Source organism: Paenibacillus sepulcri (assembly GCF_042647105.1).
GTDB classification, from domain to species: Bacteria; Bacillota; Bacilli; order Paenibacillales; family Paenibacillaceae; genus Paenibacillus_Z; species Paenibacillus_Z sepulcri.
On the sequence record NZ_JBHRUP010000001.1, the window covers coordinates 3,598,438 to 3,622,898 of the forward strand.

General features: G+C 53.9%; 14 protein-coding genes. 3 read left to right on the top strand and 11 right to left on the bottom strand.

Annotation, left to right across the window (positions count from 1 at the left end):
• Nucleotides 1-53: 53 nt before the first annotated feature.
• The 8 genes from ACFOLF_RS15925 to ACFOLF_RS15960 all read right to left on the bottom strand — a co-directional run bounded on the left by ACFOLF_RS15925 (nucleotide 54) and on the right by ACFOLF_RS15960 (nucleotide 10,839).
• Nucleotides 54-1,412 (bottom strand): MATE family efflux transporter, encoded by a 1,359-nt coding sequence (locus ACFOLF_RS15925; RefSeq protein WP_210044960.1) that lies wholly within the window; start codon nucleotides 1,410-1,412, stop codon nucleotides 54-56.
• Between the two features lie 573 nt (nucleotides 1,413-1,985).
• A complete protein-coding gene (locus ACFOLF_RS15930; RefSeq protein ID WP_210044961.1) occupies nucleotides 1,986-2,828 on the bottom strand; it encodes a phytanoyl-CoA dioxygenase family protein in 843 nt (280 codons plus the stop codon).
• Nucleotides 2,829-2,937: 109 nt separating this feature from the next.
• Nucleotides 2,938-4,041, bottom strand: a complete 1,104-nt coding sequence (locus tag ACFOLF_RS15935; protein ID WP_210044962.1) for a Gfo/Idh/MocA family protein — start codon at nucleotides 4,039-4,041, stop codon at nucleotides 2,938-2,940.
• Nucleotides 4,042-4,116: 75 nt separating this feature from the next.
• Nucleotides 4,117-4,953, bottom strand: coding sequence for a carbohydrate ABC transporter permease (locus ACFOLF_RS15940; RefSeq protein WP_210044963.1), 837 nt, complete (start codon nucleotides 4,951-4,953; stop codon nucleotides 4,117-4,119).
• A 29-nt stretch (nucleotides 4,954-4,982) separates the two neighbouring features.
• On the bottom strand, nucleotides 4,983-5,864 hold the full coding sequence (locus ACFOLF_RS15945; protein WP_210044964.1) for a carbohydrate ABC transporter permease: 882 nt from the start codon (nucleotides 5,862-5,864) through the stop codon (nucleotides 4,983-4,985).
• 35 nt (nucleotides 5,865-5,899) lie between these two features.
• Entirely contained in the window at nucleotides 5,900-7,246 is a 1,347-nt protein-coding gene (locus ACFOLF_RS15950; RefSeq protein ID WP_210044965.1) for an ABC transporter substrate-binding protein, read from the bottom strand.
• A 163-nt stretch (nucleotides 7,247-7,409) separates the two neighbouring features.
• A complete protein-coding gene (locus ACFOLF_RS15955) occupies nucleotides 7,410-9,035 on the bottom strand; it encodes a response regulator (protein ID WP_210044966.1) in 1,626 nt (541 codons plus the stop codon).
• Complete coding sequence (locus ACFOLF_RS15960; RefSeq protein ID WP_210044967.1) at nucleotides 9,028-10,839, bottom strand: sensor histidine kinase; 1,812 nt, start codon at nucleotides 10,837-10,839, stop codon at nucleotides 9,028-9,030. The genes ACFOLF_RS15955 and ACFOLF_RS15960 overlap by 8 nt, the downstream gene beginning before the upstream one ends.
• 786 nt (nucleotides 10,840-11,625) lie before the next feature.
• On the opposite strand from ACFOLF_RS15960, the gene ACFOLF_RS15965 reads away from it, so the two are divergent.
• Together ACFOLF_RS15965 and ACFOLF_RS15970 are read left to right on the top strand one after the other, a co-directional pair.
• Nucleotides 11,626-12,222 (top strand): TetR/AcrR family transcriptional regulator, encoded by a 597-nt coding sequence (locus ACFOLF_RS15965; protein ID WP_210044968.1) that lies wholly within the window; start codon nucleotides 11,626-11,628, stop codon nucleotides 12,220-12,222.
• 29 nt (nucleotides 12,223-12,251) lie between these two features.
• On the top strand, nucleotides 12,252-16,970 hold the full coding sequence (locus ACFOLF_RS15970) for an S-layer homology domain-containing protein (RefSeq protein ID WP_210044969.1): 4,719 nt from the start codon (nucleotides 12,252-12,254) through the stop codon (nucleotides 16,968-16,970).
• Between the two features lie 573 nt (nucleotides 16,971-17,543).
• Here ACFOLF_RS15970 and metE read toward each other — a convergent pair.
• The 3 genes from metE to ACFOLF_RS15985 all read right to left on the bottom strand — a co-directional run bounded on the left by metE (nucleotide 17,544) and on the right by ACFOLF_RS15985 (nucleotide 21,846).
• Complete coding sequence (metE, locus tag ACFOLF_RS15975; RefSeq protein WP_210044970.1) at nucleotides 17,544-19,829, bottom strand: 5-methyltetrahydropteroyltriglutamate--homocysteine S-methyltransferase; 2,286 nt, start codon at nucleotides 19,827-19,829, stop codon at nucleotides 17,544-17,546.
• 108 nt (nucleotides 19,830-19,937) lie between these two features.
• Nucleotides 19,938-20,840 (bottom strand): LysR family transcriptional regulator, encoded by a 903-nt coding sequence (locus ACFOLF_RS15980; protein WP_210044971.1) that lies wholly within the window; start codon nucleotides 20,838-20,840, stop codon nucleotides 19,938-19,940.
• Between the two features lie 160 nt (nucleotides 20,841-21,000).
• Nucleotides 21,001-21,846, bottom strand: coding sequence for an SDR family oxidoreductase (locus ACFOLF_RS15985; protein ID WP_379113760.1), 846 nt, complete (start codon nucleotides 21,844-21,846; stop codon nucleotides 21,001-21,003).
• Between the two features lie 247 nt (nucleotides 21,847-22,093).
• Between ACFOLF_RS15985 and ACFOLF_RS15990 the strand changes: the two genes are divergently transcribed.
• Nucleotides 22,094-24,412 (top strand): helix-turn-helix domain-containing protein, encoded by a 2,319-nt coding sequence (locus ACFOLF_RS15990; protein WP_379113762.1) that lies wholly within the window; start codon nucleotides 22,094-22,096, stop codon nucleotides 24,410-24,412.
• Nucleotides 24,413-24,461: the final 49 nt, after the last annotated feature.

Here is a 24,461-nt window from a genome sequence, read left to right on the forward strand (position 1 = left end):
TGCCGGTTCCTCCGCCGATTACGATTGCCGCGTGTTCCAGACCACGGGCTGGACTACGACTGAAGCGCCGCCGGCTGTTCCGCCGGCTCCACCAGCGCCTGTTTCTCCCAGGCTCTGCTTCTCCATCTGAACCACATAATGATGCCGCGGATCCATTCATCAGCCGCAATGGCCAGCCATACGCCTGGCAGGCCCATATCCAGCTTGAACACCAGCAGATAGCCAAGCGGCAGGCTCATGCAGACCATGGACAGGAAACCCATATATACGGTGAATTTGGCATCGCCCGCAGCCCGCAGCGAGTTGACGAGAACCAGGTTAAAGGACCGCCCGCTTTCCAGCACCATGCTGAAGATGATGACCTGCGAAGCCAGCAGGATAATTTGATGGTTATCGGTAAACATTCCCACGATGGGAACGCGGAAAATAATGACGACCACATCCACCAGCAGCGTAATCGCCACACTCCATTTCAGGCTGCTAAGAACTCTACGGTACGCATCCTCCTGCCGTCTGGCTCCGATAAGACGGCCGACTACGATGGAGGTGCCCATCCCGATCGCAATACTGAACAGGAACACATACTGCGAAATCGACATCGCATACTGCCTGGAGGCCAAAGCGTTAGAGCCCAGGAAGGTAACATAATAGAGAAATACCATCTGGCAGCAGTGGTAGGTAATCTGCTCCACCGCCGCCGGAATGCCCACCTTGAGCATTTTGCGGATATATTCCCTGGAGAACGTCAGATAGTAGCGAAAAGCGATTCTGACCTCCATCACCCGGTACAGCATCCAGATAAACACAACGAGCGCGAATGCACGGCTGGCCACCGTGGATACCGCTGCGCCAGCGACACCCATCTCCGGAAAACCAAAGTGTCCGAATATGAGCGCATAATTGAATACGATATGCAGAACATTCATGCCGAGTGAGACCATCATGGATTCCTTGGTGAATCCATACGTCCGGATCACACTGGAGAACGCGTTAATGAGCGCCTGCACAAAAAGAAATCCGCCGACAATGCTCATATAGGTCTTGGCATGGACAAGCACCTGCCCGTGCAAATTCATCTCACCCAATATCATCGGACCAAACAAAAACAGGCAAGAACTGACCGCAAGCCCCACTAACAGATTCAGCGTAATGGACAGTCCCGCGATTTTGGAAGCCTCCGCCATTCTGCGCGCACCGATATATTGAGCCACAACAATGGAAGCTCCGTTGCCGATCACTTCCATGATCAGAATGCAGATAAACATATATTGGTTCACAACCCCGACCGCCGACACCGCATCGTCGGAGACGCCGCTCAGCATTAACGTATCGGCCGTACCCATCAGCATAAACAAAAATAATTCCAAAAATATCGGCCATGTCAGCTTGAACAGCTTCATACCGGATTCCATATCATCACCTGGTTCTTTCCTAAGGAGTCATTCATTTCAGCAATCGCTATCGTATCACAATTCCGGCTGAAATAGTGATGAGAATTTGTGTATAATAATGGGCAAAGTCATCAGCACATAAAGGGAGGGAATGCGCAGCTATGATGGAGCCCGATCTTGCCGCATTGCATCCGGAGGAAATGATGGACAGGCACGCTTGCTTGCTTAACCTGCCTAAACATTCATCGAGCCGGAGATTGTTCTCTTCCTTCAGATATTTCGCGTATTCCAGATAAACTTCATTATCCACATTAACGATTCCAAAGCAGCTGCTATTGCGGAAGAGCACTGGCTGAATGTCCATCGCGAGTGAAGCGAGCGGATCAGCGGACTTGACGAGGAGGATCTGATGGATCTGGATTATGCGGTCGCCAAGATCACCAGGATCTTCGGCAAGCTGGATTAATCGAACATGTTCGCGTATCTTTTCCAGTCATGCAGGCTCATAGGAAAAAGAGGCCGCCCATGAAGCAGGAATTTTCCCGCTTAAGGCAGCCTCTTACTATAGTTTTGCAAATGTAATCCCGCCGGCGCCTAATGGAACGGCTCAATGACCGGGAAGCCGATCTTCTCAAACCGCAGAAGCTTGCGGGCGCGTTCCGGGAGATTCTCATAGGTGTCTGACGGAATCTGGATCGTTCCGCTGTGCTTCCCGTTCGGCGCAGGCGCATAGATCATCGCGATATTCGGCCGCGGCCGGTCCGAGCGGTTCGGCGTACCGCGATGCCACATCCGGTCGTCGCGTATCATGATCGAGCCGGCAGGCATAAGCGCCTTGATGAAATGCATATGCTCGGCCAGCTTCTCTTTGCTGTAGGCGCTGCGGCTGTAGCGGAAATCCGGATGAAGATGAGTGCCGCCGGGCCAGATTTCCATGGGTCCGTTCGTTTCGTCCGTATCGACAAGCGGGAAATTGACGACCAGATTGGAGATCGGCAGGTTCACCCCGCAGCGGTCGCCGAAATGCGCGCTTGTGTCGGCATGCACCGGCTGACTGTTGCGTCCGCCCGGCAGCGACGTGTTGGTCGCCAGATAATGCAGAATGCAGTCCTCTCCCAGCAGGCGGTCCAGCACTGCCGTAACGAACGGATGCGCGATGATGGATTCGTCGATGAAGGGCTGCTCGAAGGGCAAATACAAGCGGATATGGTTCGTTCCGTCATTGAAGCCGTTGTTAGGATTGTAGACTTCCTCGCCATGCTCCTCCAGATAGGGCTCCAGAATCTCCATGTAGCGGGTATACAGCTTCTCCACCTTCTCGGCGTGCATTACCCGTTCGAAAATGACATATCCGTTGACTTCAATCAGATTGACGGCAAGCTCCACCGTTTCCGGCAAGAGGCGGCCGCTGTCAATCTCGGCTTGGCTGATTTTCATCGTTTCATTACCACCCTTTGAATGAAATGAGGTTTGTAAGGAGGATTCCGACCCGCGTGATAAGCTTTCCTGGCCGTTAACAAAAGTTGGCCCGGTGTACCTGCAAATCCTACAGATCCGACAAAGGCAGCGGCTCAAAGGTCGTGGTCAGCACCTGGGTCTGCCCGGTCTGCGCCGCCCTGTAGCCTGATTCGATAATATCGATTACATGCCGCGCATGCTCGGCGGAAGCCACGGAAGGCACGTCCTCCTGTATCCAGTCAACTAGCTGCATAATATCCTCATAGACATGCGCTTCGCGCAGACCGTTATGCGCGTTGGATACATGCGGCAGGCGATCGTCCTCGCGCTTCAGATCCGTATCGCCGAATTTGGAGCCGATGATCGCCCCCTTGGTTCCATAAATATTGGGAGTCCACTCCGTGACGGAGCCGGCAATCGTCGCGTACACAACGGCGTGGAATGCATGGCCGAAATCAATCAGCAGGATCGTAGAGTCATCCATCTCCGTCAGGATCCGCTCCCCGCCGAACAAATGCTCCGGTATGCCGATACCCGACAGGGCGGTGACGCGCTTGGCCGGTCCGACAATCCCCGTCAGATCATGCAAGGGATAGACCGTGGCGTCATACATCGGTCCGCCGCCCGGCTTGCGGAAATACCAGCCGGGATTCACATTGCTGAGCACGTCGTCGCCTGTGCGGACCTCTTCGCTCAGATGATAGGAGCCGTCTCCCATCGCGGTGCCCGTAATCGCCCAGGACAGCTGTCCAAGCGCCCCCTCCAGATAGAGCTTGCGCTTGCGTCTGGCCGCCGGATTGATCATCATCCCCGGCGAGGCCACGATCCGCACATTCCCGGAGGCCGCCCGGCGGATCAGATCGTCCGCCTCCGCTACCGTCGTCGTCATCGTTTTATTGAAATGAACATGCTTGCCTGCCTCGATCGCCTGAACGCCCTGCTCGTAATGAAGGCCGATCGGGCTGCAGATCGTTACCAGATCCACATCCGGGTCCCGCAGCAATTCCTCATAGCTCTCATATCCTGCAGCTACCCCGAATTTGGCCGCAGCCGCAGCCGCTCTTCCCGGAACAGGGTCGCATACGGCGGCAAGCCTGACTTTCTCCGCCGCATCCGGCAGGCCGAGGTGCGCCATTATTCTTGTCGCAATGGCTCCCGCACCGACAACGCCGATACCGAGTGGTCTACTCATCCTTTCGTCACATCCTTCTCGATTCTTCTCGATTCTTCTCTACTGTCACAAACAAGGTTCATCCGGGTACAAATCCTATCCTTTGACAGCGGAACCGACTGTCAGCGCCCGTTCTACCTGATCGCTGAAGAACAGGAAGACAATAACCATCGGCAGACTCGCAATCGTCATGACGGCGCCCATTCCGCCCCAGTCGGTGCTGTACTGACCCTGGAAGAAAAGCAGCCCTAGCGGCAGCGTCTTCATCGCTTCGTCGGAAATCAATATATACGCCAGCAAGAATTCATTCCACGCCCCCAGAAATTGAAAGATGGCGATGGTCGCGACTGCCGGCTTTACGATCGGTACGATAATACGGAAAAACGTTCTGTAAATGCTCGCTCCATCCATACACGCCGATTCCTCCAGCTCCACCGGAATACTCCGCATGAAGCCGTAGAAGATAAGCGACGAGAACGGCAGACCGAAGGCGATATACGGCACGATCAGAGCGCCGTACGTGTTCGCCAGGTGAAAATTCTTCACCAGAATGGCCAGCGGAATCATAATGACCTGCAGCGGGATGAACATCCCGATCAGCATATAGATGCGCGCGCTCTCCCGCAGCCTCCACTCCATCCTGGCCACCGCATAGGAGAACATCACCGACAGGATCAGAATGCCGGCGGTGCTCACCGTCGAGACGACCAGACTGTTCAGAAAGTAGCGGGGCACATTAAACTGCGTCCACGCATTAACATAGTTCTCCAGATGAAGATGAAGCGGTATGCCGAACGGGTTCGTAACAAAGATTTCATCGTTATTTTTAAGCGAATACGAAACCATCCAAAAGAGCGGATAGACGGAAATCAGAAAATAAATCCACAGCAGACTCTGCAGCAGCGTTTGTCCGGTCCTGATTCTGGTAAGCATGAGATTGCCGTCAGCCCCCTTCTCCCGAATTAGTGGGTTATTCGTTCTTGTTGGAATAGCCGGTTGATGATGACGGTGGCAAGCAGGCTGATCGCAACCAGAAATACAGATACCGCACAGGCATAGCCATAATCGAATTCGCTGAAGGCGTAGCGGTAAATCATGTACGTCAGCGTGTAGTTGGTTGTTCCCGGCCCTCCGCTTGTCATGATAAGCATCTGGACGAATGCTCCGATCCCTCCCGTAATGGCAACGATCAGACAAAATTTGAACGTTTCCGCCATCAGCGGAATCGTGATTTTGCGGTGCGCCTGCCATTTCGTACAGCCGTCGATAATCGCAGCCTCCATATACTGCTCCGGAATCGACTTGATTCCCGCATAGAGCAGGCTGAATTGATAGCCCATGAACTGCCATGCGTTGACGAAGGCAATCGCGATTATCGAGACGGATGGCGAGGTGAGCCAGTTTTGACGGTACGAAATCCCCAGGATATCGAACAATCGGTTGACCAATCCGTTGGTGGGATCATAAATAGCGATCCACAGCTGGCAGACCACTGTGACGGACAGCACAACCGGAATGAAGTAGCCGACCTTCAGCACCTTCCGTCCCTTGACTTTGATATCGGAGCAGACCAGGGCCAGGATAGTGCCCAGCCCGATCTGAAAGACAACCAGCACCAAGGCGAACAATCCGCCGTTCCGGAGCGAGGTGACAAGCAAAGGATCGTTGAACAGCTCGACGTAGTTGCTCAATCCGTTGAAGGTTCCCTCTCCGATCCCGTCCCAGTCGTAGAAGCTCCGGTACAGGGTTTGCGCCACCGGATAGGAGACGACCAGCGAATAGAGCAGCAGCGCCGGCAGGGCAAATGCGGCAATCGCCCATTTGTTACCAAAATAGTTTCTCATCGTTGCTCATTCCAATCTATTGGTTAGTTCCCCCGTTATTTATTGGCGTCAGCCAGTACCCGGTTCAAGTTTTTCGTGAAATCCTGGTCGCTGAAGCCTTTGACGATCAAATTCTGTGTATTATCGTCGATAGCCGTATTGATCTTGATATTCTCATTCAGCTTCGCGAAGTTCTTGATATTCGGCAGCGTTTCGTCGATCAGACGCTGCATCATGGCAGGGGGCTTGGCGACGATCGGTTTGTCGATCTTCACCGAGACGATCGGATTGCCAAGCTGCGTATACTTGTATTCCGCGTATTTGCGGGCCAGGAACGCGGCAACCTCAATTGCGGTATCCTTATTCTTGCTCGTCGGCGCGATGGAGAATCCGCCTGGCTCACCTGAACCGTCCATATTGAATTTGGCGGCGGCGTAGGTTGCCTCATCCTTGGCCGGCCAGTACATCCAGTCCACGTCTGCGCCGAGGTTTTTGTCAGAGCTGTAGATTTCCCATTGACCATTAACGAACATTGCAGCCTTGCCGGTATAGAACATCGAGGATGCCTGGTCATAGTTCGTGTTCGTAGCATTCGCATCGAACAGTCCGGCTTCCTTCAGCTCGTTGAACTGCTGCGCCGCAAGCTTAAAGGAATCCGGCAGCTCTGTCCCGGTGAGTGCGGCGTAGCCCTGCGGCTCTTCCCTTGTCAGAAGACCCTTGTAGAAGGAATTGCCGATCCATTTCTCTTTGGAGAAAATGGCCATTGGCACGATGCCCTTCGCCTTGAATTTTTGAATGGCGTCTTTCCACTGATCGTAAGTCTTGATTGGAGCTTCTACGCCCGCTTCGGCGAACAGCTTCTTGTTGTAATAAAGCAATTGGAATTCGATGCCGGCAAACGGATAGGAGTAGATATGTCCGTCCGGGGCTATCATAATCGGCTCATTGCCCGGATTCAGGTCGCTCTTGAACTGCGCAGTCGGTGCAGCGTTGTCGAGCATCTCGATATTTTTTGACTCTGCGAACGCTTTCATTGTCTTGAAATCGGCTTGGAAAATATCCGGCATATTGCCCGAGGCCGCGTAGGTCCGCAGCTTTTGTCCATCATCCTGCATGGCCGGGTCCAGTACCAGCTCGACATTCGGCATCTCTTTCTTCAGTTCCGCTACCGCGTAATCGTAAGGCTTCTTGGTGTCGTCATCGAAGTACGCAGCATAGATTCTCAGCTTGACTGGTTCATCCGCCGCAGGAGCAGCCGGGTCGGCCGGTGCCGCCGCATTGTCCGGTGGGGGCGTATTCGTGTTCTCCGCCGCCTTCTCGCCGCCGCTGCCGCAGGCGGATAGAGAGAAAGCGAGCAGCAGCATGGCTGCTATTGCTAATGCTTTGAAACGTTTGTTTCTCATATCGTTTCCCCTTCTTCCGTTTGAATTGTAAAAGCCAGGAGTATTCCAATCATGCAAGCGGTTTCATCGGCTTTTTCCCATTATAGAATCTGGACCTCAGGGAGAACACGGAATAATCGGGCCGAATCTGTACAAAACGGGCCAACTCACCCGCTGCCAGTGGTCACCGCCGTTTCCTGTTCTCGTACTCGGAAGGCGTCACACCGAAATGCTTCTTGAACCATTTGCTGAAATAGCCGGCTTCGCTGTATCCGACCTGCTCGGCAATGACCGTGAGCTTCAGCTCTCCAACGCCGATCAGCTCCTTTGCCTTCTGCATGCGGACATAGGTCAGGTAGTCGGACACCGACATGCCCCCTTCCCGTTTGAATACTTTCCGCAAATAGCTGGAATCGATATACAGCGCTCCGGCGACCGCGTCAATGGACAGCTCGGAGTCGGCAAACCGCTCATGAATGAGCCGTTTCGCCGCCTCGTAAAGCTTATGCGACTTTGAAGACCGTTGGCCGAAGCTCGACTCCATGACACAGCGGTACAGCTCCGTCATCCACTCCCGGCACTGCCCGATCGTCGCCATGCGCCGCAGCTCCCGATAAGGCGCGAAGCCGGGCCCAAGCAGTTCATCGATTTCCTGACCGGATTCGATGGCGAACGAGAGGATCAGCGACACCAGCCCCATCAGTCCGGTAAGCGCGTTATCCACCGTCACCCGGGCTCTGCCCAAATCGGCGAACGCCTGGTCAAGACCCTCCTCGACCCCCGCCCGGTCCTTCATCCGCAGATGATAGATCAGCTTCTCCTGCAGCTCCACGGAGAAGAATTCGAACCGTCCCGGATCGCCGCCCAGCCGCTCATGCCAGATGACACCGCCCTGGCCCGCTGTCAGCTTGCTGCGAATAGCAAGGAGAGCATCGCGGTAAGACTGGCGCAGCTCCATGTAATCGTCGGTTAACCGACCCAGACCAACCGTAACCGTAAATTTGAAATGACGCTCGACCATCTGCCCAAGCCTCTCGAAGGGCTGTCCGTCGAAGGCTCTGCCTTCCGCGTCGTCGTCGAAGACGATGATCGAGACGCTGCGGCCCTCGGCATCGTGGAACAGATAATGCTCGCCGCAAGCCGCAACCAGCTCCCGGAGCATATTGTCCACCGTATGCCTCCACAAGGACTGGTCCTCCGGATTGTCCGGTCCGTGTGGACCCGCCGCCGTCATCCCGGCCTGAGGCGCGCGCCACCGGTCAATCTCGGTCACGGCAACAAGGCAGCGCCCCGGAGGCAGAGATACCCGCAACCGCGCCATTGCGGTCTCGATTTCCTCCCGCTTCATGTCGCTGTCCCGGCTGATCAGCTTGAGCAGGAAGCTCTCGCGCAGCAGGGCGGACTGGTCCTGCGAACTGACCTTCTCCTCGCGCGCCGCCTCCATGAAGCTCTTCACCTTGCCCAGCGTTACCACGAACTCCTCCTCGTCGAAGGGCTTGAGCAGATAGTCTCTGACCCCCATCCGGATCGCTTGGCGGGCATATTCGAATTCATTGTGTCCGGTCACCAGCACAATGGATATATCCGGATAACGCAGCTTGAGCTGTTCGGACAGAGCCAGCCCATCCATGAAGGGCATATTAATATCGACCAGCGCAATATCCGGCCGGTGCTCCGCCGCCAGCTCCAGCGCCTCAATGCCGTGTCTGGCCTCGCAGACGACGGTCATGCCAAGTGCCGTCCAATTGAATTTCTTCTGCAAATATTCCCGAAACAGCGGCTCATCATCGACAATTATGACCTTATACAATCCAATCCCTCCGGTTTCTCTCCATAGGTATCCGGATTCTGACCTCGGTGCCCAGATGCTCCCGGCTCTCGATAGATACCCCATATTCCTCGCCAAAATAAAGACGGATCCGCTCATGCACGCTGAATATGCCGAACGAGACCGGCTTGTCGTCTCCGGTGGATCGGTTCCAGATCTCGCCCAGCCTGCTCTCCGGCATGCCGACGCCGTTATCGCTGACGACGATTACCGCCGATTGCCCGTCGCGGAATCCTCCGATCCGCAGATGCCCCGGACTTCCCTTCAGCTTGAGACCGTGATAGATCGCATTCTCCACTAGAGGCTGAATCGACAGCTTCGGAATCATCGTCCCCAGCATATCCGGAGGCAGGTCGATATCAAAGTCGAACACATCGGGATAACGGGCATGTTGAATGGACAGATAATCTCTGGCGTTCCTGATCTCCTCGCCGACCGTGATCATCTCGCTGCCTTTGCTGAGCGCGACGCGGTAGAAGTCCGCCAGCGATTTGGTCGTGTCGCGCGCCTCGCGGCTGCGCCCCAGGTCATTCAGCAGATAGATCAGATCCAGCGTATTGTACAGAAAATGAGGCTTGATCTGGGCGTGGATAAGCGCCAGCTCATATTCCTTCTTTCTCCGCTGCTCCTCCTCCACCCGCTGGAGCAGTTCCTTCATACGGGCGATCATGGAGTTGAAGACCGACGCCAGCAGGCCGATCTCATCCGCCGTATCGATCCGTGCCGAGACGTTCAGCTCGGCTTCCCTTACCCGGCGCATCGCCTTCGCCAGCTTCTGCAGCGGTTGGACAATCATCCGCGAGAGAATGCCCGCTCCCAGCAGGGCGAAGACCAGACATACCGCGCCGATAAGAACCGTCATCCGGCTATTTTTGCGGATGTCCGCCGTAATCGCCTTCTGCGGCACAATATTGATGAGCTTCCAGCCCATTTTTCCGTAATCCGTAGTCGTCACGAGATTCTTCCCTGTCTGTGTGCGGAGCGTCTCCGAGAACGAATCCCTGGACAGAACAAGCTTGCGCAGGCGTTCATCCTGCATCGGCTTCAACAGCTCCGACTTGTCGGACGAGGAAATGACCGTACCTTGAGTGTCAATAATCATATAGCGCTCGTTTGCGCTCTCGCCCATATCGGCATATACGTTGGAAATGGCGCTTTCCTTGATGTTCACGATCAGAATGCCGATCGAACGGCCGTATTTCAGATCGATAATCTGCTTGCCAATCGAGAGCACCGGGACGTCCGGGTCGGTAACCAGATAGTCCCGGAGCTGCATGGGAAACCAGTTGTTGGTGCCATAACCCGGCAGATCGTCAATCTTGTCGAGCAGGCCGCTCGTGAATACCTCCTTGTCCTTCTCCCTGGACGGGAAATATGAGGTGTAAAGCCGGCCATGCGTATCGATGAAGGCGGCCGAATCGATATCCGGAAAATTGAGCAAATCAACGCCGAACTGCGACTGGATTTGAATACGCAGCTGATTTTCCTCAAATGGAGTTGCGGCGGCGGAGTAGTTCTCATAGATATGATTGAAATCCTCCATCATAATGTTGGCGCTGCTCTCCGAATTGTGGATCATCGAATCGATGCGGATCAGAATCAGTGCGGATTCATCCCGTACATTCTGCTTCGTCTTGTCGATCAGGGAGCCGGTAAACAAATGGCTGGTGAAGTACCCCAGCGCAAACAGCGGAACAATGATCAGCGGAATATAGACCGCGATAATTTTGTTGCGGATCAGCAACCCGCGAAACGGCATCGCCAGCAGCGACCATAACCTCATCATTGTTCTGCCTCCTAGCAATATTTCGGGGATGATGGATCATACACAAAAATGATAGCGCTTGCAGTTCTGGAATGCAATCGCCCAATATTTCCATGGAAGATCCGCTAGTACTTCGGGTCTCCTCCCGTGATTTCCTTCTTTAACCACGTTAAATTCGAGTAAAGGGCCGTACACCCGTGGCCCTTTCACCCGATCATACGAGCAGCATTTGCTTGATATGTTATTTAAGGGCATTAGAAGAAACGGCTTGGCCGCCATTTGGGCGCCAAGTTAGTTTCTTCCAAAAACGCCACCGTCCTTTTGACGGCACAGCAGGTTTCTTCACACTTGCTGCCCGGCAGGTTATATATCGGCGCTCAACACTTTTTCCTTACTATGCAGGCTAATATTTGAGATCTAATCTTTCAAACCTGCTCACTCCTCCATACTTAGAAATTCATTCGTGTTTATCATTTTCAAGTATGACCTGCTCCGAATTGCGGAATTTGGCTGCCAAAAGTGGCCTGTGGGAACTTCCGCTTGAAGGAGCTCGAGCGACGTGTTCATGGAAGAAGAGCCGAAGAAGCAACTTTATCATTCGTTCGATCGACGAACACTGAAAAAAACGATTTTATGAGCTTGATTCATCTAAATATCTTGACGGGGACTCGCGAAGTCATGCATACTAGATTGGAAAATATTACATTATGAAAGGTTTCAACAAGTTTCTATGTCTATTAATTTATATACTATACGTAATGTATTTAACTATATGAGAACAACTTGCAATTACGAGGAGGGAATGTCTTGAAGAAAAATAAGTTTCGATTGAAAAGAGAAGCGACGTATCGAATGCTGATCGAAGCAGGGTGGCATTGCTTCGCGGAAAAAGGATACGCGGCTACAACGCTTGGAGATATCGTGGCGCGAACCGGCCATACGAAGGGCGCGTTTTACGGTCATTTCCAAAGTAAAGAAGAGTTGTTTTTTCATGTGCTGGATTATCAAACTGAATTGACAGAAGGTTGGTGGAACATCGCGGCAGATTTCAGCCCGGCGGACACAACGCTGGAGCAAGTGATTGAACATACGCTGAAGAGGCTTGGCCAATTGCTGATGGGCATAGACAATTGGATCGTGGTTCTTGTCGATTTCTACCAGCAAACGAAACAAGATGCGGAGATTCAAAGAGTGCTCAAGGAGAAATATCGTCAATGGATAGCCGGTATCGAAAGTCTAGTCCTATCCTTGCAGGAGCAGGGCTGGATATCAAAAGACAAAGATCCCGGTCCGATCGCCATGCAAATTATCGCTTTTAACGAAGGTTATACGATTTTTTCCACATTGTTCGGAGGCGCTAATCCCCAGGTTCTCGTTCAAGGGTTGACCAAGCTCATGCAGTAGAATACATAAGTTCAAGGAGAGAAAGTAAGATGAGATTAAAAAAAGTTACGTTCATGCTTCTCGTCACGATGACAGTGTCACTGATTCAGAATTTGGTGGCACCTGTTCGCCAAGTAGCCGCAGAAGACATCACTTGGACGCTTGTCAGCAGCGCCGCGGAGCTCGATGATATTCGATTGAATTTGGCTGGCCATTACAGGTTGACGCAAGATATCGACTTGACGGGATATAATAACGGGGATGAAAAAGGATGGAACCCGATAGGGGGAAACCCGGCTGGGTTTACGGGATCACTGGACGGAAATGGATTTACGATCCGTAATATGACCATTAACCGGCCTAACGAAAATGATGTCGGATTATTCGGGGCAACCGAGAATGCGACCATCACCCATTTACGCATGGTGAATGCCCAGGTTGTCGGCTATAGTTATGTCGGCGGGATAGCCGGCGATTTCATTGCTTCTTCCCTTTCCAATTCTTCCGTTGAAGGAAGGATTACGGGGAACGAAGCCGTAGGCGTGCTGGTTGGTTACAATGATTACTCAAACCTGTCGGACAGCTATGCCAAAGGACAAACGATCATCGGTTCTTCACCCCTTGACAGCTTCGGCGGGTTGATCGGTTACAGCTCAGGCAACAGTTCCGGCTCGATTACCAGAACCTATTCCACGGCTGAGGTCGGAACGGGCACCGCCTCCGGCGGGTTGATCGGTGATAAAACAGGTGCCGCACCCGTGACTTCCTCCTATTGGAATAGAGAGACCAGCGGACAGACGATATCGGACGGCGGGGTTGGCAAGACCACTGCCGAGATGCTGCGCAAGGAAACGTATCAGGGTTGGGACTTTACAGGAAGCGGCACGACGGATCCGACATGGGGCATGATTGAGGAAGCCACGTATCCGCTCCACTACAGGGATTATGAGAAGGTGGCGCTGGCATCGCTTACCGTCACGGATATTGACGGTGTGCCGCAACCGCTCAATCGCGACTTTGCGAGCGATTACGGAGTCTATTCCGCACAAGTCGTTAGTAAGACGGATCAGCTAATCGTATCGGGAACGCCGATAAATACCGGCTCTGTCGTTTCCGTTGAAGGCGGTACAGCTGCGAGCACGTTGGCTCTTAATCCGGGAAAAAACGAGTTTGAGATCAAAGTAAGCTCCCCGATCGATCCGACAAGCTTGAACGCGACCTACAAGCTGACCGTTTATCGGGATGCAGGCACCCCGCAATATCCGCACCGGATCACGACCGCCAGCCAGTTATCCAAGATTGGCGATGCGGCTGAAGGCTACGGGATGGAGCATGCCTATGAGCTGGATGCGGATCTCAATCTGTCGGCTTTCGGCGCAGGTGCAGGGTGGACACCAATCGGCAGTCAGGCGAACCCGTTCCAAGGCACCTTTGATGGAAACAATCATACCGTTTCGCAAATGGCCATCAATCGTCCGGGATCGGATGATACGGGTTTGTTCGGGTTCACCGATGGTGCGGCTGTTATGAATATCTCTTTGTTTGAAGTGAGTGTATCAGGGGATCAAAATGTCGGCGGCTTGATCGGCCAGGCGCAAAACACCGCAGTAAGCGGAGTGTCGGTAACCGGAGCCGCGTACGGCACAAGCGGTGCAGGCGGCTTGATCGGATCTGCGGATGCCCAGACAACAGTCGCCGAGTCCTACGCGGCAACTGTTGTCACTGCCGAAGACAGCGAAGCCGGGGGCTTGATTGGCACCGGGGCAACCTCCGGCTCGGTCACCCAATCGTTCTGGGACAGCGAAAGAAGCGGGCAGACTTCCTCTTTGGGAGGGGGAATTCCCAAGAGCACCGCAGAGATGATGCAGAAGGGCACTTATACCGATTATTCTGGCTCCATTTGGCAGTTCGGCAGCGGCAATCGATGGGGTATTATTGAAGGCACGACTTATCCGATGCCTTATGCCAGCTACCAAGGGGTGAGTCCGGCTTCGGTGACGGTCACAGCGCCGGGAACGACAGTGTCAACAGCACCCTCCTCCTTCGATCCCGCAACAGGACTTTACGTTACGACACTTGCCGCGCCGGTTGCTCAAGCGAAAGTGACGGTCACGCCAGCCGCGGGCCAGTCGGTATCGATTAATCATATTTCCGGAAATGAATTGGACGTGGATTTGGACCTGGGTAATCAACCGGTCGAAATCGAGGTGACGGGAGCCGATGGCCGGACAGGCGTTTACCGGCTAACGCTTTCGGTGCCTTCGCCAGCCGCGGCACTCGAACAGGTTCCAGCGTCAGGAAAATACGGGATCGGTGACGCATTGGATTTTATCGTCGCGTACGATTATCCGGTGGATGTCGATTCTTCCGACACGCCTGAATTACCGATTGAAATGGACGGCAGCACCGGAAAAGCGGCATCCTATATCGGGATATACGGCGGCGATCCGAAGAAGCTGCAGTTCCGTTACACCGTGCAATCCGGTGACAAGGACATTAACGGAATCGGGATCGGGGATGCCCTGGCCGCTTCGTCCCCCTCGGCTGTAACCATTATTGGAAACCCTGTATCGTTGAATCTGGCAACCCCGCTGCCGGATACGGGCGGCGTCCTGATCGACGGGGTGAATCCCGAGATTGAACTGACGCCGTCGCCGACAGGTCCGGTTACCGGCGAGGTCACGGTCACGGTAAATGCGGACGGTACGGGAACCGGCATTCAACAACTCAAGTGGGCAACAGGCACACGGGACGTATTGTATTTTAACGGCACGGGGACCGGGACCGTCATCTCCGGGACGACGTTTTCCGTGAATGAGAACGGGAGCTATACCGTATATGCCTTGGATGAAGCCGGTAACGAGCAGGTCGAGACGATCGCGATTACGAATATCATCTCGGAGGCGCCGACTGTCATCCTGGATTACAATCCCAAGACAGCAGTTCGAACGGGGGTCGATGTGACGATAGCAGCTTCCGTATCCAGCGGCGTTGCGGGAAACGTGATCAAGACGTTGAAGTGGGCGGCGGGTGAGCGAACAACGACGGATTTTGCCTCTCCTACATTTGGCACGGATGTGGCGGTCGGAGGAACGTTTCATGTAACAGCGAACGGTACTTATACCGTATATGCAGCGGATTCGGCAGGAAATGAAAAGACAGAAACGATCGTTATTGCCAATATCGTTGCGGGAGAACCGGTAATTTCACTAGATTACTCCCCGAAGACCCCGACGAATGCCGGAGTGGACATTACGGTGACAGCTGCTGTTTCTGATGATGCCGCCGCCAATGAAATAGAGACGTTGAAGTGGGCGGCGGGTGAGCGAACAACGGCGGATTTTACCTCTCCTACATTTGGCACGGATGTGGCGGTCGGAGGAACGTTTCATGTAACAGCGAACGGTACTTATACCGTATATGCAGCGGATTTGACAGGGAATAAGAAGACGGAAACGATCGTTATTTCTAATATTGTGATGGGAGAACCGACGATATCGCTTGATTATTCTCCGAAGACTCCGACGAATGCCGGAGTGGACATTATGGTGACAGCTTCCGTTTCTGATGAAGCCGCAGGCAATGAAATCGAGGTGTTGAAATGGGCAGCAGGAACGTTAACCGAAACGGACTTCGACTCACCAACTTTTGGCACCGATGTGCCTGCTTTCAATAAATTCCATGTGTCCGCTAACGGGACTTATACGGTCTACGCAGCTGACTCGGCAGGCAACGAAAAGATTGAGACGATTGAAATTACGAATATTATCGTGTTTTCGGGAACGACAAGCGGTCCTCCTCAAGATGCGATACAAGATCCAACGCAGTTCTCCCTTGTACCCGGCAAGGAATATACCCTAAAGGTCCCTGGACTCACTTTGCAAATTCCGGCTGGTGCAATCGAGAAAGCTACGACGATAACCATTCGGAAGGTGACGAGTGATCTTTCCGGTTTGATGCAGCCTGGTCAGCTGCTGATCAGCGGCGTTTACGAACTGACGAAAGACGTTCCGGGCAAATTTATTGTTCCGGTTCGCCTGAGTCTTGCTTTGACAAGTGACAGATGGGACGACAACCAGAATCCGGCGTTAGTCTATTATGACGAAGAGACGGGGGAATGGGTAGAACTCGGCGGCACAGTCACGAACGGTATCCTGACTGGCGAAACCGATCATTTCACCAAATTTGCAGTAATGCCGATCGCTAACGAACCCGAAGTGGAACCGCATATCGTTCTGACCGATATTGCCGGACACTGGGGCGAGACCCTAATACGAGAAGGCGTCGACAATGGACTTATGGAAGGTTATCCAGATGGAACATTCCGTCCGTACCAATTCGTGACCCGGGCAGAATTCGCTTTAATGCTCCATCGGGTATTCGCATGGCCGGAAGGCAAAGGACCGTTATTCCAGGACAAGAGGGATATTCCCGAATGGGCGAGCGGGGCGGTTGCGGCGGCCGTTCAAGCCAGCGTTATAAACGGTTATCCGGACCATACGTTCCGTCCGGGCGCGAACATCAACCGCCTGGAAACGGCAGTCATGATCGCCAAAGCTGCAGGTTTGCAAATTCAGGATGCCCATAAAACTCCGTTCGCCGATAATTCTGCGATTATGGAATGGGCATTGCCCTATATTCATGCAGCTTATGAAGCTGATCTCATACAAGGGAATACGGGCAACCGGTTCCGTCCGCTTGACTTCACGACCAGAGCAGAAGCGATCGTGCTGCTGCTGCGGGTTGCGTCCTATATCCATACTGCTTAAATGGTTATATTTTGAATCCATTTCATACATTCAAAGCCTTATGGGGTTCTGTTTTCCCGGCAATCTAAGGTTGTTCAATACAGTTTCTCACGCTGCTCCCCGCAGTGTGAGAGCACTTTGGCGGCGGACTCCTTTGCATACGCTGCATGAGGCCGCCGTTCTCCACAATTCAAAGTCCGCTTCCTTGGGAAGCGGACTTTGAATTGCAACAAATATGCTTTCGTCTACGAGGAACGTAACCCGAATCCGTTAGATATCCGAGCCCTCCTCGTAACTTCTTACTCGATGCGCCAGCGGTCCGAGTGAAGGAAAAACCGTACAGACTGAGTATCTAAGCCGATACTGGGAGCGGGTGCTCCCACGGCATGAAACCAGCGGCAATCCCGTCAAGCTTCTGTGGGATTGCCGCTGGTTTCGGTTGTACGGAGAAACCGGAGCGGCCGGCCTTGGTGCGGTTCGGAGGATTCCAGCGCGTTTTGCAACATTTAAGTATTATTGGTATCACGCCGGATCGCCAATTCGAAATCGAAAATATAGTGACACTTGGTGAGACTTGAGCCGGATAGCTGCTCCTTACGCCTTGACGGCGTACTTCTTGCGGGCCAATTCGGTCGCCTCAACCATATTGCGCAAAGCTGCGACCGTCTCTTCGTATTTGCGCGTCTTGAGGCCGCAGTCCGGGTTGATCCAGAATTGGGCAGGGTCCAGCACCCGCAGGGCGCGGTCGATCATCGAGCCAATCTCCCCGACCGACGGCATGCGCGGACTGTGAATATCGTAGACGCCAAGGCCGATACCTTTGTCATACGTATACGCCTCAAAGCTTCCAATCAATTCACCATGACTGCGTGACGTCTCAATCGAGATGACGTCGGCGTCGAGCGCGCTGATCGAGTCGATAATATCATGAAATTCACTGTAGCACATATGCGTGTGAATTTGCGTCTCGTCCTTCACTGTTGAGGTGGACAGACGGAATGCCCGCACGGCCCAATCCAGATAATCGGCCCACTGCTTGCGCTTGAGCGGAAGCCCTTCGCGCAGCGCAGGTTCATCCACCTGGATCATGCCGATGCCCGCTGCTTCGAGCGCCTCCACCTCGCCTCGGAGCGCCAGCGCAATTTGATAAGCCACCTCTTCGCGCGATTTGTCGTCACGGACAAAGGACCAGTTCAGAATCGTGATCGGACCTGTCAGCATGCCTTTGACCGGAACCTCCGTCAGCGACTGGGCATAGACCGTTTCTTCGACCGTCATCGGCGTTACCAGTTCCACATCTCCATAGATGATGGGAGGCTTTACGCAGCGGGAGCCGTAGGACTGCACCCAGCCGAATCCAGTGAAAACGAAGCCGGCCAGCTTCTCGCCGAAGAACTCCACCATATCGGTCCGCTCGAATTCTCCATGGACGAACACATCCAGTCCCAGTTCCGCCTGAATGTCGATCCACGTCTTGATCTGTTCCTTGACGAACGCCTCGTACTGTGCGCCGCTCCATTCCCCTTTGCGCCATTTTTGCCTGGCGCTGCGAACCTCGGGCGTCTGCGGGAAGCTTCCGATCGTGGTCGTCGGCAGCAGCGGCAGATTCCATCTCTTCTTCTGCACCTCGCTCCGGACTTCAAAGCTGCTTGGCCTTGCCGACGGCTGCGATGCCAGTGCGGCGATGCGTTCATGCACCTGCTTGCGGGCGCGGGACGGCGACTGCTGCAGCGCCTTGCGGCTGCGGTCCGCTTCCGCCAGCTCGGCAGCAATCGCTTCAACGCCCTCATTGCCCGCCTTGGTCAGCAGCACAATCTCTTCCAGCTTCTCATCGGCAAAGGCAAGCGCTTCGCGCAGCGTCTGCTCAAGCCCGCTCTCCTGCGCAGCACTAACAGGAACATGCAGCAGACTGCTCGAAGGCTGCACAAGAATACGGTCGGTTGACACGGCTTCGCCAAGCGCCTTCAACGTCGCCAGCTTGGCCTGCAGATCGGCTCTCCAGATTCCTCTGCCGTCGATCAGGCCCGCGCCGAGCACCTTGTCCGCAGGGAAGCCATGCTCGCGGACAGCTTGCAGATTACGCCCGCCATCATGCACAAAATCCAGACCGACGCCGTGAACAGGTAGCGAAACGACGGTCTTGTAGTCGTCGACGGACTCGAAGTACGTCTGCAGCAGCAGCTTGATGCCTGGCACCTCTTGTGTGAGCCTTTCATATATGCGGGCGATATGGTTCAGATCCGCCGGCTCAAGCGTTGTGGACAAAATCGGCTCATCGACCTGAACCCACTGCACGCCTTCCGCTTCCAGCTCGCGCAGCACCTGCGCGTACAGCGGCAGCAGACGGTCGATCCAGCCGTCAAGCTCATTCCGGGCATAGCCCTTGGACAGCTTCAGAAAGGTGAACAGGCCGACGAGGACCGGTCTTCCTTCGATGCCAAGCTCCGACTTCGCCTCGCGGTAAGCATCCAGGAGACGGTTGCGGGTCAGAACAGGTTTGATATCCGTGAGCTCCGGTACAATATAGTGATAGTTCGTATTGAACCACTTTGTCATCTCACAGGCCGTAGCCTCGCGATTGCCGCGTGCCATGGCGTAATAGGTGGACAGGCTCAGCTCTCCCTCCTCATAGCCGAACCGTCCGGGAACGAGGCCGAACATAGCCGCCGTATCCAGCACATGATCGTAATACGTGAAGTCCCCGACAGGAATGACTTCGATTCCCCGGTCCTGCTGGGCCTTCAGATTGCTTAGACGGATCGCTTTCAGCTCCGCATGGAAAGCCTCTTCCTCCAGCATGCCGGACCAATAGGCCTCCAGCGCTTTCTTCCATTCCCGACCCCGCCCGATGCGGGGATAACCCAGATTGCCGCTTTTCATAAGATTTGTTCTCTCCTCTCGATACGAGAAAGATAACATACCTTTCCAGCTATAGCGTAACTCCCATTAACTATAGCTGGCTATAGCCTGAAGCTATACCAAACAATTTTACTCGGATATGGTCTGATGCAGCGCTTCGATATAAGCGGAGGCGAGCTTCGAGAGCGCGGCATTCTGGTGGCTGATCCATCCGACATGGAGCGTCTCGTCGCTTGCCAGCGGAACAGGAATAATCTCGTTGCCATTCAGATCCGCGCTCAGCACCCCTGTGGAAATCGTGTAGCCGTTCAAGCCGATCAACAGATTGAAGAGGGTCGCGCGGTCATTTACACGAATGCTTTTTCGATGCGACAGCGTACTTAGAATTTCCTCGGAAAAATGAAACGAATTATACTCCCCCTGTTCAAAATACAGGTACGGATAGTCCTGAAGCTGGTCGAGCGTAACCATGGAGTGCTTGGCCAGGGGGTTGTTAACGCTGATGAAAATATGCGCTTTGGCCGTAAACAGGCTGGTGAACTTCAGATTTGCGTCCTTGAGCAGCCTGCTGATGACCTTGGCATTGAATTCATTAATATACAAAATGCCGATCTCGCTGCGCTGGCTTTTGACATCCTGGATGATTTCATGCGTCTTGGTCTCTCTCAGCGCCAATTCATATTCATCCTGTCCATACTCGCGAACCAGCTTCACAAAAGCGTTCACTGCAAAGGCATAATGCTGGGTGGACACCGAAAAATGCTGCGGCGAGGGCTTGGCATTGAGATACCGGTTCTCCAGCAGCTCGGCCTGCTCGATAACCTGGCGGGCATAGCCGAGAAACTCCGCCCCCTCCTTGGACAGCGAGATGCCCTTGTTGGTGCGCTCGAAAATCGTAACATGAATTTCCTCCTCCAGCTCCTTGATGGCGTTGGAGAGACTGGGCTGGGATATAAACAGCCGCTTGGCGGCCTCATTCATGGAACCGCGGTTGGCAACCTCAATCACATACCTCAACTGCTGCAGCGTCATCGGTCTTCATCCTTTCATTCATTACTGGGTACCTCTATTTTACCGCGGTTTCCGTTGTCTTACACTCTTCCCATCTTCAAGGGAAGAAGCCGGCGCAGAAAAGAAAAAGAAGCCTCTTCCGGAGGGAATGGCTCCATTTGGCCGCGAATGCCTTTGCTTCTTAGAGCCCCAGCTCCCGCTCGCTCCATGCCCACAGACGCTTGGCCGCTTCCGGATCGGCCGCTTTGGCTGTCAGCCGGACCGGCTTTTTGCGGTAATAATACTCCCCGCTTGTCGACATAACCTTATCGCTTGTCGCCAAATATACCGCCGTCTCCGCCCCCTTCTCCGGTGTGAGGAAGAATGGCTTCATCATGGCCAGTATGCGCCTGCCAAAGCCGGTATTGCGGTTCACGCCAATCTGTGTCGCAACTGCGCCGGGATGCAGACAGTTCGCCGTTACCCTCGTCTCCTTCAGCCGCCGCGCCAGCTCCTTCGTGAACAAAATGTTGGCCAGCTTGGACTGCGCATAGCTTCTCCAGAAAACATAGCCCTTCGTCAAATGCGGATCGCTCCAATGGATATGGCCTGCTTTGTACGCATTGGAGGAGACCACCACGACTCTCCCTTGCGGGGCGCGGGCAAGCGCATCCAGCAGCAGATGCGCCAGCAGAAAATGCCCCAAATGGTTGACGCCGATTCCCAGCTCAAACCCGTCCGCAGTGGTCTCCCGCCTGATCGGAAACACCCCTGCATTATGGATCAGTCCGTCCAGCTGCTCATATCTGGCCAGAAAAGCCCGCGTAAATTCGCGGATGCCGGCAGCCGAGCCCAGATCGCAGATCATAAGCTCGATATCCTGCGAGCCGCTCTGGCGAACCGCATCCTGGAGCGCAGCCTCTCCCCGCTTCCGGCTGCGGCACGCCATAATGACGCGGATGCCATGGCGGGCCAAGGCGACAACGGTCGCCAGCCCCATACCGGAATTGGCCCCTGTAACAATCATAACCTTCTGCTTTGTCTGCATATGATTGATCTCCTTCGTTCCCGTATCAATCTCTTGCAGCTACTATACCATTAATCCCATGGTCCGAGTATCAGAAAAGTCAAATGTCGGATACCCGTGATTTTGCACCCAATTGCAGTCTTTATAGGGCTTTTCCTTTTCCTGACGCACTTTTTGTTGCATAATGATAAAAAAAGAAAAATATAACGCTTTCATAGCTTACAAAGGATGTAATCCTACTACATTTTATAAGACCGGGGGAGTACATTTGATCAGGTTACCGATCCGCAAGCTGTCCGGATTTGCCCCAGGCCGGATGAACTGGAATTACTTCAAGTCCAAGCTTCTGCTGAATTATGCCTTGTCCTACATCCTTATTTTCTTGATTCCGCTCACCGGAGTAACCATCTTTGTATACAAGAATGCCGTCGACAATCTGCGTTCGGAAATCGAGCAATCCAATGTGAACCAGCTGAATCAGGTGCGGATGAACATTGACGCGCGGATGGCCGAGCTTCAGGAGACCGCAAGCCGGATATCCTTTGACGTGCATCTCACACCTTACATGGTGCGCCATCCCTACTACAGCAAGGAAGCGATCGACACACTGGCCAATTACAAAGCCAACAGCCAAATTCTCGACAATCTGTTCCTGTACTATCACGACGATTCGGTGATTTACTCCTCGGAGGGGATGACGGATGTCGGCACCATCTTCAGGCAAAAATACAAGTTTGCGGATTGGCCTGCCGCTCAGGTGCTGCAGGATCTCAATAATGCGGAGCATCCGCTCATGCGTCCCGCCGGGCAGGTAATTGTCAATTCCAGACAGGAGTCCATGCTGGCGCTTCTGGTGCCGATCAAACCGAATGACCCCTATCCGTACGGCACCGTCGTTTATTTGATGGAAGAAGAGAAGCTGACCGGCGTGATGGACTCCATCCTCAATAAATTTTCCGGCAACAGCTACATTTTCGATGATCAGGGCCGGGTGTTGACGAAGAACCGGCGCGGTGAAGCCATTCCGGGCAATGAGTTAAGCGTTCTTTCCTCTCTTGATGCAGGTATCCACAGCCTCATGCTGGACGGCAAGCAGCAGTCGGTCGTCGCCGTGCAGTCGGAAGAGAATGGCTGGACCTATGTGACGACGATGCCAAGCAGCCAGTTTTTCAGCCGCATCTTTCATATCCAGACGCTCATTCTGCTGGTGTTCTTCATCGTGGCGCTTACTGGAATTACGGCGGCTGTCATGCTGGCAAAGCGCCAGTATCATCCGGTCAAGGACCTGATGGAGTTTACGCGGCTTAAGACAGGCTCCAGGACGTCCGATTCCGCCAAATCGACCAGCGAATGGGACTGGATCAGGCAAACCATCCATGATTACAGCGCCCGCATCCAATTTCAGGAGCCTTATGCGCGCACCCAGTTTCTGATGATGCTGCTCAAGCACGGGAGTCCGAATGACCACGACCTGGAGCAGCTGATCAAAAGTGTTGGCCTGGAGCTTCCCGGAACGCAGGGAGAGTATTGGGTCATGCTGCTGAAATGGGATGCATTCTCCGGCACTTCCACCGCGGGCCCGGACCGCAGAGACATCCACCAGCTGCTGCATGACCTGGATATGCCGCAGCTGAAAGCCCGTGCTTACGGCATCGATTTTTCACCGGCCGATCAATTTGCGGTCATGATCAGTCTTGCACCCGATGCCGCCCGCAGCTCACAGGATCGCATAGAAGAAATTGTGGACCACATCCGCGGCAGTATCCTTCAGCGGTCATCTCTTCAGCCATCCATTGGAGTGGGGTCGCCGTACGGCAATCTCGGGGAGCTCAACCAATCCTTCATCGAGGCAGCAACGGCACTGGAGTTCCGCATGCTGGGGGAGCTTGGAAGCGTTACTTATTTTGAGAAGCTTAGCGCCCCGGAGTCCGAGACCTTCTGGATATCCAAAAAATCTTTGCTGAAGCTGGAGCAAAGCCTCAAACAGGGTAATGAAACGGTGGCGTTTCAGATGATTCAATCGATCATCGCGGATCTGCGGACTCAGACGCTATCGGCTGCCCTGATGCGCTGCATATGCTTCGATGTGCTGAACGCGCTGCTCAAGAACGCCTCTGAGCTCGGAATGAACGGCATTATCCACGATATTCCGAACCTGACCGCTTTTGAAACGCTGGAGGAGCTGGAACGCAAGCTGGAAGCGTTGGCTGCCCAAATTTGCGGACAGGTTGAGCGTCAAGCCGAAATCCAGCAGCATTCGCTGCTGGACGACATCGTCTCCTATGTCGACCGGCAGTATGCCGACTACACGCTCAGTCTGGAGCATTTGGCGTTGAAATTCTCCATCTCGGCTTCGTACTTAAGCCGCAGCTTCAAGGACAAGACGGGCTCCACCTTCTCCCAGTACATCTGGCGGCTCCGCATGGAGGAGGTGATGCGTCTATTGGTCAGCAGCGATGCTCCCCTGAAGGATGTCATTGAGCAGGTCGGGTATCTGGATACGCCCAATTTTATCCGCAAGTTCAAGAAGGAAACCGGATATACACCCGGCCAATACAGGAAGCTGAGAACAGGTGAAGACGGCTGAAGCCTGCCGCTTACCGGTAAGCGGGTATCCTTGAGGGGGATGAAATCTT

What these genes read in the sequence shown, in the direction of transcription:
- ACFOLF_RS15945 (WP_210044964.1), bottom strand. Translation starts at nt 5,864, where the DNA reads ATGAGAAACTATTTTGGTAACAAATGGGCGATTGCCGCATTTGCCCTG.
- ACFOLF_RS15985 (WP_379113760.1), bottom strand. Translation starts at nt 21,846, where the DNA reads ATGCAGACAAAGCAGAAGGTTATGATTGTTACAGGGGCCAATTCCGGT.
- ACFOLF_RS15930 (WP_210044961.1), bottom strand. Translation starts at nt 2,828, where the DNA reads ATGAAAATCAGCCAAGCCGAGATTGACAGCGGCCGCCTCTTGCCGGAA.
- ACFOLF_RS15935 (WP_210044962.1), bottom strand. Translation starts at nt 4,041, where the DNA reads ATGAGTAGACCACTCGGTATCGGCGTTGTCGGTGCGGGAGCCATTGCG.
- metE (WP_210044970.1), bottom strand. Translation starts at nt 19,829, where the DNA reads ATGAAAAGCGGCAATCTGGGTTATCCCCGCATCGGGCGGGGTCGGGAA.
- ACFOLF_RS15940 (WP_210044963.1), bottom strand. Translation starts at nt 4,953, where the DNA reads ATGCTTACCAGAATCAGGACCGGACAAACGCTGCTGCAGAGTCTGCTG.
- ACFOLF_RS15980 (WP_210044971.1), bottom strand. Translation starts at nt 20,840, where the DNA reads ATGACGCTGCAGCAGTTGAGGTATGTGATTGAGGTTGCCAACCGCGGT.
- ACFOLF_RS15960 (WP_210044967.1), bottom strand. Translation starts at nt 10,839, where the DNA reads ATGATGAGGTTATGGTCGCTGCTGGCGATGCCGTTTCGCGGGTTGCTG.
- ACFOLF_RS15970 (WP_210044969.1), top strand. Translation starts at nt 12,252, where the DNA reads ATGAGATTAAAAAAAGTTACGTTCATGCTTCTCGTCACGATGACAGTG.
- ACFOLF_RS15950 (WP_210044965.1), bottom strand. Translation starts at nt 7,246, where the DNA reads ATGAGAAACAAACGTTTCAAAGCATTAGCAATAGCAGCCATGCTGCTG.
- ACFOLF_RS15925 (WP_210044960.1), bottom strand. Translation starts at nt 1,412, where the DNA reads ATGGAATCCGGTATGAAGCTGTTCAAGCTGACATGGCCGATATTTTTG.